At 63.3% G+C, this 2229-nt stretch carries 1 protein-coding gene and 1 pseudogene; one reads left to right on the top strand and one right to left on the bottom strand.

The genetic code is table 11. The annotated features are described in order from the left end of the window. Positions 1 to 306 precede the first annotated feature (306 nt). Positions 307 to 1752: an IS1182 family transposase gene (locus H0W38_RS21265; RefSeq protein ID WP_292457959.1), complete on the top strand. Its 1446-nt coding sequence runs from the start codon at positions 307 to 309 to the stop codon at positions 1750 to 1752. A gap of 283 nt (positions 1753 to 2035) precedes the next feature. Here H0W38_RS21265 and H0W38_RS21260 read toward each other — a convergent pair. Next, positions 2036 to 2229: pseudogene (locus H0W38_RS21260) on the bottom strand (sulfite exporter TauE/SafE family protein); the annotation flags it as partial.

The raw sequence follows: 2229 nt of genomic DNA, 5'->3' as shown, positions 1-2229 counted from the left end.
GGGCTTGCGGGCAGCGCGCGCAGCGCGCTTCGTCAACTGACTCGTCGCGCCTGTTTGAGCGCAGTGAGCGCAGCGAACGAAGCGAGTTGTGCGACGGCCCGCAAGCCCGAGCAGCACAGCGCAGTCGGCCCGCAGGGCCGACCGCCGCACCGGCGCGCCGACGCACACCCGCCCACGGCTTTGCACCCGCCGAGCGCTCGCATAGCTGTCAGCCAAAGGTCCGCAATGGACCCAGGCTGTGTGAAAACGAGTTGATGGCTTGAGGTCGCTCGCTTAAATTGTGGCAACGTCACTTCGGGCCACAACATGAAGCGATTCGTCGAAGGCGAGGATCGAACGCAGATCACGCTGCTTCCTGAGTGCCTGGACGACTATGTTGGTGAAGACAACCCGGTCCGGGTCGTTGAGGTCTTCGTCGACGAACTCGATCTCGCAGGTCTGGGCTTTGAAGGTGTTGACCCCGCAGCCACTGGTCGACCGGCGTATCACCCATCGGTGCTGCTGAAGATCTACATCTACGGCTACCTCAATCGCATCCAGTCCAGTCGGCGCCTGGAGCGCGAAGCCCAGCGCAATGTCGAGCTCATGTGGTTGACCCAGCGGCTGACACCGGACTTCAAGACCATTGCCGACTTCCGCCGCGACAACGGCCGCGCGATTCGCAACGCATGCCGCCAGTTCGTCGTGCTGTGTCGCAGGCTCGACCTGTTCTCTCAGTCGATCGTGGCCATCGACGGCAGCAAGTTCAAAGCGGTGAACAACCGCGATCGCAACTTCACCGACGCCAAGATCAAGCGACGCATGGAGCAGATCGAGCAAAGCATCGAGCGCTACCTGGCGGCGATGGACACCGCCGACCGCACGCAGTCCGAGGGTGCCGAGCCCAAGGCTGCGAGGCTGAAGGACAAGATCGAGAAGCTCAGGGCGCAGATGCAAGGTCTGAAGGAGATGGAGCAACGCCTGCGTGATGCCCCCGATGGCCAGGTCTCGTTGACCGACCCCGACGCGCGCTCCATGGCCACCAGTGGTCGTGGCACCGGCATCGTGGGCTACAACGTGCAGACCGCGGTCGACGACAAACACCACTTGATCGTCGCGCACGAGGTCACCAATGTCGGCAACGACCGGGCCCAGCTGAGCACGATGGCAGAGCAGGCACGAGTGGCCACGGGCATTGAAGACCTCACGGTCGTAGCCGATCGTGGTTACTTCAAGGGCGAGGAGATCCTGGCGTGCGAGCAGGCTGGCATCACCACCTATGTCCCCAAGCCGCTGACATCCAATAGCAAGGCCGAGGGGCGCTTCGGCAAACAGGACTTCGTCTACGTGCCCGAGAAGAACGAATACCGTTGCCCTGCAGGGCAGAGCCTGATCTACCGCTACACCAACCTCGAAGCCGGCTTGACCACGCACGCCTACTGGACGTCACACTGCCAACAGTGCCCGATCAAGGCGCGGTGCACGAACCTCTCCTACCGACGTGTGCGGCGGTGGGAGCACGAGGACGTCATCGACGCGATGCAGCGACGACTCGATCGCGAGCCCGAGAGAATGCGCCAGCGAAGGCAAACGGTGGAGCACCCGTTCGGAACCATCAAGCACTGGATGGGTTCGACGCACTTCCTGACCAAGACAATCGGGCGGGTGAGCACCGAGATGAGCCTGCATGTGCTTGCATATAACCTCAAGCGCGTGATGCGGGTGCTGGGCATCACCGAAACGATGAAGGCGATGCGGCTGGCAGGGGCGTGAGCCCCTTTACGGCCGTCACATCGTCACTTGCGGGCCCGCGGACCATCAAACCGCTGTCGGCGCGAGCGGTGACCACTGTGCGGCGACGGTAACGCGAAAGCGACCATCTCGATTACGCCAGAGGGATGCTCATTCCATTCGCGTTCTCACACGGCCTGGACCGATTGCCGACCGTTGCAGGGCCCGATCGATCTCGGCATTCTTAGCTGATCGCACGCAATTTTGTATGAGTCCGGCGCGGGGCGTCGGCGGCGCTCACGCGAGCCGGCAACGCACCGGCGATTCACAGGGCCCGGATCAGGAGTCCTGCGCCCACCGCGACGCAAAGCACCCCCACGCCTCGGCGCAAGGACCGCGCATCGACGGCATGCGCCAGGTAGACGCCAAGGCACACGCCGATGATCTCGAACACGGTCAGGATCCCGGCGAGCCGGAAGTCGATCTGGCCATGGAACAGGTTGCCAGCGCTGCCGGACA

The sequence above is a fragment of the Methylibium sp. genome (assembly GCF_013817365.1).
Classification (GTDB): Bacteria; Pseudomonadota; Gammaproteobacteria; order Burkholderiales; family Burkholderiaceae_C; genus Methylibium.
Note: the sequence above shows the minus strand (reverse complement) of the source record. Positions and strands in the feature narration are given on the sequence as shown.

Bases quoted from the DNA above. Each gene is read 5' to 3' on its own strand.
- H0W38_RS21265 (WP_292457959.1), top strand. From the start codon at position 307: ATGAAGCGATTCGTCGAAGGCGAGGATCGAACGCAGATCACGCTGCTT.